This window comes from Microcoleus sp. PH2017_35_SFW_U_B, assembly GCF_020737865.1.
In the GTDB taxonomy this organism is placed as follows: domain Bacteria; phylum Cyanobacteriota; class Cyanobacteriia; order Cyanobacteriales; family Microcoleaceae; genus Microcoleus.
Map to the genome: position 1 here is coordinate 34253 of NZ_JAEQDE010000048.1, position 6000 is coordinate 40252.

At 48.2% G+C, this 6000-nt stretch carries 6 protein-coding genes; 1 reads left to right on the forward strand and 5 read right to left on the reverse strand.

The window, feature by feature from the left end; translation table 11 throughout:
• Positions 1 to 284: 284 nt before the first annotated feature.
• The 3 genes from JGK36_RS14100 to JGK36_RS14110 all read right to left on the reverse strand — a co-directional run bounded on the left by JGK36_RS14100 (position 285) and on the right by JGK36_RS14110 (position 4083).
• Positions 285 to 2330, reverse strand: coding sequence for an NAD(P)H-quinone oxidoreductase subunit 5 (locus JGK36_RS14100; RefSeq protein WP_293182562.1), 2046 nt, complete (start codon positions 2328 to 2330; stop codon positions 285 to 287).
• Positions 2331 to 2946: 616 nt separating this feature from the next.
• Positions 2947 to 3324 carry a thioredoxin domain-containing protein gene (locus tag JGK36_RS14105; RefSeq protein ID WP_293192217.1) on the reverse strand — a complete coding sequence of 126 codons (378 nt, stop codon included), beginning with the start codon at positions 3322 to 3324 and terminating at the stop codon, positions 2947 to 2949.
• A 45-nt stretch (positions 3325 to 3369) separates the two neighbouring features.
• Positions 3370 to 4083, reverse strand: coding sequence for an NnrU family protein (locus JGK36_RS14110; protein WP_293182568.1), 714 nt, complete (start codon positions 4081 to 4083; stop codon positions 3370 to 3372).
• Positions 4084 to 4383: 300 nt separating this feature from the next.
• Between JGK36_RS14110 and JGK36_RS14115 the strand changes: the two genes are divergently transcribed.
• A complete protein-coding gene (locus JGK36_RS14115; protein WP_293182570.1) occupies positions 4384 to 5388 on the forward strand; it encodes a LysR family transcriptional regulator in 1005 nt (334 codons plus the stop codon).
• Between the two features lie 207 nt (positions 5389 to 5595).
• On the opposite strand, the gene JGK36_RS14120 is transcribed toward JGK36_RS14115, so the two are convergent.
• Positions 5596 to 5793: a hypothetical protein gene (locus JGK36_RS14120; RefSeq protein ID WP_293182572.1), complete on the reverse strand. Its 198-nt coding sequence runs from the start codon at positions 5791 to 5793 to the stop codon at positions 5596 to 5598.
• Positions 5787 to 6000, reverse strand: a 214-nt coding sequence (locus JGK36_RS14125) for a hypothetical protein (protein WP_366516575.1), incomplete at its 5' end; no start/stop codon positions are given. The genes JGK36_RS14125 and JGK36_RS14120, both read right to left, overlap by 7 nt.

A 6000-nucleotide genomic window follows, 5' to 3' on the forward strand; every position in this document is an offset into this window, starting at 1 on the left:
GGCAATGCCCTTCTTCGTGTCAACTTAAGCTGTCAGTCCACCAGGGAATTCATATCGTTTCCGGTTGGATCGGAATGATTTAACCACAGAGAACGCAGAGAACACAGAGGGAGATAAGAGAGATGAATACAGGACGATGAAGAGTGGATATGATATCATTCCCTGTCGGACTCTCGGTTTTACCTTAAGTTGAGACTCACAGGCAATGCCGTTGCCCTACCCGGAGGAGACGGCATTGCCGTTGCCCTACCCGGAGGACACGGCAATGCCGTTTCCCTACAGATTTAACCTACTCCAGAAACGATCGCAAAACCCAGAACTGCGACAAACACAATCAGGGCATAAAATTGAGCGCGACCGTTTTCAAAGTATTTCAAACCTTCGCCCGTAACCAGGGTGAGAAACCCTGTCAGGTTGACGATACCATCGACGACTCGCAAATCCACTTCCATGACTTGCCGCGCTAAACGGCGGCTGCCTTTGACGAAGAGAACCTCGTTGATATCGTCGAGATACCACTTGTTGAGGGAGAACTCGTAAAGTGGTTTGATTTTTTGGGCGATCGCACCAGCATCGATTTTCCGGCTCAAATACATCAGAGAAGCCAAAGTAATGCCCAACAAGGCAATACCTACAGAACTTCCGCCCATGATTAGAAATTCCGTCAAATCGAATTCAGCGGCGTGTGCCAAAACTTCTTCCAGAGACTCCCCTGGCGCACGCACAAACTGCTCGAAATAATTGGCAAACGGCGTACCGAGAAAACCGATAAACACAGAAGGTACAGCCAACAATACTAACGGCAGAGCCATTGTCAGAGGAGACTCGTGAGGAAAATGGTCGTGTGCGTCATGATTTTCGCCAGTTGATGCCAATTCCTTAACGTTCATCGCCCCAGGGCCGAAAACCAAACCCGGTTGGAGAAGTTGTTGCTTGATGGCGTTGTTATTGCCCCGGAATTCGCCCTCAAAGGTGCTGAAATACATCCGAAACATATAAAACGCGGTCATCCCCGCAGTCACCCAACTCACAGCCCACAGAGCGGGATTTGCATGGAAAGCTTGGGCGAGGATTTCGTCTTTTGACCAGAAACCTGCAAAGGGCGGAATGCCACAGATTGCTAAGTTTCCGATTAAAAAGCAAGTAGCGGTAATCGGCATATATTTCCGCAAGCCGCCCATGACTCTCATGTCTTGAGCGAGGGCGGGGTTGTGCCCGACGACATCTTCCATGCCGTGAATGACTGAACCCGAACACAGGAACAGCATTGCTTTGAAGTAAGCGTGGGTCATTAGGTGGAAGAGTCCGGCACTGTAGGCGCCGACTCCCATTGCCATCACCATGTAGCCCAATTGGGAGATGGTGGAGTAGGCTAAGCCTTTTTTGATGTCATTTTGGGTAATTGCGATCGAAGCACCCATGAATGCTGTAAAACAGCCGGTGCAGGCGATCAAATTCATGACTGCGGGCAGTCCTTCAAATACTGGGTACATCCGAGCGATCAGGAAGACGCCGGCTGCTACCATTGTCGCGGCGTGGATTAGGGCTGAAATTGGTGTCGGGCCTTCCATTGCGTCTGGAAGCCAGACGTGGAGAGGGAATTGAGCTGATTTGGCTGCTGGGCCCAAAAATATCAGGACTCCGAAGATGGTTGCGAGAGTTGCGCTCAAAGCACCGGATTCGACTAGGGAGTGCAGCCGTTCGCCCATTACGTCAAATTCAAAGCTGCCGGTGGCCCAGTAAATGCCGAGGATGCCCAACAGCAGGCCGAAGTCGCCGACTCGGTTGGTGACGAAGGCTTTTTGGCAGGCGTCCGCAGCGGGTTTGCGATCGTACCAAAATCCGACTAGCAGGTACGAACACATACCTACCAGTTCCCAGAAAATGTAAATCTGAACGATGTTCGGGCTGATTACTAGACCTAGCATTGAGGCGCTGAAGATGCTCAGGTAGGCGTAAAATCTCACGTACCCGTCATCGTGTGCCATGTAGCCGTCGGTGTAAATCATCACCAAAAAGGCGACCGTGGTGACGATCGCCAGCATTACCGACGTGAGGGGGTCGATGATATAGCCCATGTTCAGCGAGAAGTCCCCAGCAGAGGCCCACTGAATGGTTCGGGTGTAGGGTGCGTGGCCCTGTAGTTGACTCCACAGCAATGCGAAAGACATTACCGCTGACCCTCCGAGGGTCGAAAGGATTAAAATCGCATTCGCTTGTCGGAGTTTGTTGGTTGCCTGGTTAAAGGTGATTAAGCCTAAACCTACTAGCATTGCGCCTGCCAGTGGCAGGACTGGAATCAGCCAGGCGTATTGATAAAGCGGTTCCATGACTGATAGGTAGTTTAAAGTTTCTACTAGATATTGCCAAAACTGTTAATAATTGTGACACACGCTTGCGCGACTGGGCAGAAAGACTCTCTACAATTCTTAAGTATTGCCGATCGACAATCCTTAAGAATTGCTGCTTGTGTTGGCTATCGATCTAGTTCGTCTTAAATCTATGCCAAAAGATAGATAGACAAATGTCGCAGCCCTGTGATTCCAAGACTGCGACATTGATTTTGGATCGGATGGTCGATCGATAAATCGGGAATTCCCAATGCTTTCTACGCAAGAGGCGAATGCTTTGTGACGCTCCCACACTAATTGCAAGCAATATAGTTTGGGCATCTGAGTCCTGTTAAGGATATCAAGATCTTCCTTCGGGGTACTCCAATTTGTTTCCCTCTACAGCATTTTCAAGTGAGGAACACGTCCAGCCCCACTGTCTGTCTAATTATATCGAAGATTGTCCATTTCAGTGATGATGGCCTAAGAGCCCTACGGGATTGGTCAACCACCCCACCTCAATCAACCTAGCTTTCATCCCACACCAATCTGTAAACGATATAGTGTGGGGATTCCCGCCGATCTAGCTAAACAAGAGCCCAATGCTTTTGAAATGTTACCTGTTCAATGCTTCCTGAGGTTGTAAGCGTTGAGTCTGGGAAGAATTCTGAGTGGCGAGCATCCAGGAATCCAGAGTGCGTCGCAGTTCCTCGCGACCTTGATAATTTTCAAATCTAAATAGAACTCGATCGCCCTCAAACAAAATCAGTGTGGGCAGACTGCTCAGTCGGTAAGTATTTGCCAACTTCAAACTTTGATCGGCATTCACCCCTAGGAGCTTGACTTTTCCTGCCCACTGTGCTTCAAAACTTGTAAGCGTGGGGTCGATCGCGCGGCACAAACCGCACCAAGGTGCCCAAAAGTGAACTAAAACGGGGGTAGAGGCTTGAAATACCTCTTGTGCAAAAGTGCGTTCGCTAACCGACAACACCATGATCCCTCAAAATTTAATAATTTTTTTTCTATCCTAGGGATCATGCTACCAGTATATGTTCGCAGTGACACGCATCAGAAAAGGATGAATTTTCCACAGCAGGCCTGTAAAAATGACTACGCCTAGGTAGGAAGGGCGCAGGAACTCAAGCAAGTCAAGGGTTTGACGCTTTTGCAGGATTGCCAAAAATGGAATAATTGAGGTTTGAGATTTGATGGTTTCAAAGGATTCGCCAAAACGAGCCCGCAGTCGGCTGTCGCCGTGCCACACTCCGAACAGGTGGTGAAGTATCAAACCGATGGAAGTGACGAGGGTAAAGCTAGTACCAATCCAGAGGGTGTGGGCTACGCACCAAATCACCTGTCCCACCATTTGCGGGTGACGGGTAATGCGAATGATCCCGGCTTGGTAGAGGTGAACTTCCGGCTTTTGGATGGCGGCAATTTCTAGGAGGTTGAAGGTTGCTGGGTACAGAAACAGAAAGGAAATTGCCGACAGTATCCAAACCACTGGTTTAACTCCGGGCGCGCCCTGTACTTGCCAAAGTTGCACGCCGTCGTAGCGGTGGTTGAAAAAGTAGACAACCAAAATCACCGCCAGCGGCAAACTGACAAGGGCAAACAAAACGCGGTAAAGTCTCGGCCCGATCAGCTTTTCACCTTTTGGGCGGAGGGCTGCTAAACCGCTGTGGGCGATCGCAAAACCAAATAAAAGTCCGAGAATAACTAAGTGGGAGTCAAGCGCTAAGTCGATCGTCATTGCAAATATTAAGAAAAGTTATTGATTCGCGGCCAAATTGTGTCACAAAGTATCTATGGGAGCAATTGTCAGTTGACGGTTGGCAGTTGTTAGTTGTTAGTTGTTAGTTGTTAGTTGTCAGTTGTTAGTTCTCAGCAGTCAACCGTCAACTCTCAACTGCTTTCCTGACAACCGTCAACCGTCAACCGTCAACCGTCAACTCTCAACCGTCAACTCTCAACTGCCAAATGCCAACTGCCCACTGCCCACTGACAACTGCCCACTGACAACTGACAACCGCTTTCCTGACAATTTAGATATATGTCTGACCTTCCTTTCACTTTAGACCAGTTACGCATTCTCAAGGCGATCGCCTCTGAAGGAAGCTTCAAACGCGCCGCCGACAGCCTCTACGTATCCCAGCCAGCAGTTAGCTTGCAAGTGCAGAACCTAGAGAGACAGTTGGACGTGCCGCTGTTCGATCGGGGGGGGCGGCGGGCTCAACTGACCGAAGCCGGACACCTGCTGCTGAGTTACGGCGAGAAAATTTTATCGCTTTGTCAAGAAACTTGTCGAGCTCTCGAAGACTTGCAAAATCTCCAAGGCGGTACTTTGATCGTCGGCGCTTCTCAAACCACGGGGACATACTTGCTACCCCGAATGATTGGGATGTTTCGGCAAAAGTACCCCGATGTAGCGGTACAGCTTCACGTGCATTCGACCCGCCGCACGGCGTGGAGTGTGGCCAACGGGCAAATCGATTTGGCAATTGTTGGCGGAGAAATCCCTACCGAACTTGTAGAAGCTTTAGAAATTGTTCCTTACGCTGAGGACGAACTGGCTCTAATTCTCCCTCCGTCTCACCCGATGGTACAACAAGAAAGCATCGAAAAAGAAGACCTTTATAAATTGCAGTTTATTTCCCTCGATTCGCAGTCTACTATCCGCAAAGTCATCGATCAGGTACTGACTCGCTGCGGCATTGACACGCGCCGCCTGAAAATCGAGATGGAACTCAATTCCATCGAAGCCATTAAAAATGCTGTTCAGTCCGGGTTGGGCGCTGCTTTTGTGTCGGTTTCGGCGATCGAAAAAGAGTTGATGATGGGCGTCTTGCACAAATCTAAAATGGACGAAGTTTTGGTAACTCGGATTTTGTCGCTGATTTACAACCCCAACCGCTACCGTTCTAAAGCAGCAGAGGCTTTCAGCAATGAAATTTTGCCAACATTTGCTACTTATTCGAGTACCCAGGAAAAGAAAGAACCTCCGGCGATCGATTTGGGACTGATAGAAATAGCAACTCCCAACTCAGGGGGAAGTTGATTTATTAAGTTGCTGGCCCTCAGCAGTTCGCGCGTAGTTTAGAGATTAAAATCTGGTTTGATAATCCCTGGTAAAATTAGCAAATTGGGAATCGCGAATCGCGAATCGAGAATCGGTAATATCATGTCCGAGCGATGGCTTATATTTATTGCGAGTGCGAGCGTCTATAGCGAACGAGCGAGACGCTCGCACTGAAATGATAACTGATTAACCGGACATGATATAATTGGCTTTTTTGATGCCAAAACCTAATACCAAAACTAGATTAAAGAGGGTAAAATAAACTGGGATTAGTATTAAAAAGTTTGACCACCTAGAATTAGGAATTAAACCAATTCCCAATTCCCAATTACCAATTACCAATTCCCAATTACCAATTACCAATTCCCAATTACCAATTACCAATTACCAATTACCAATTCCCAATTACCAATTACCAATTCCCAATTACCAATTACCAATTCCCAATTACCAATTACCAATTCCCAATTACCAATTCCCAATTCCCAATTCCCAATTACCAATTCCCAATTCCCAATTCCCAATTCCCAATTCCCAATTCCCAATTCCCAATTCCCAATTCCCAATTCCCAATTCCCAATTCCCAATTCC

What these genes read in the sequence shown, in the direction of transcription:
- JGK36_RS14115 (WP_293182570.1), top strand. Translation starts at nt 4,384, where the DNA reads ATGTCTGACCTTCCTTTCACTTTAGACCAGTTACGCATTCTCAAGGCG.
- JGK36_RS14110 (WP_293182568.1), bottom strand. Translation starts at nt 4,083, where the DNA reads ATGACGATCGACTTAGCGCTTGACTCCCACTTAGTTATTCTCGGACTT.
- JGK36_RS14100 (WP_293182562.1), bottom strand. Translation starts at nt 2,330, where the DNA reads ATGGAACCGCTTTATCAATACGCCTGGCTGATTCCAGTCCTGCCACTG.
- JGK36_RS14105 (WP_293192217.1), bottom strand. Translation starts at nt 3,324, where the DNA reads ATGGTGTTGTCGGTTAGCGAACGCACTTTTGCACAAGAGGTATTTCAA.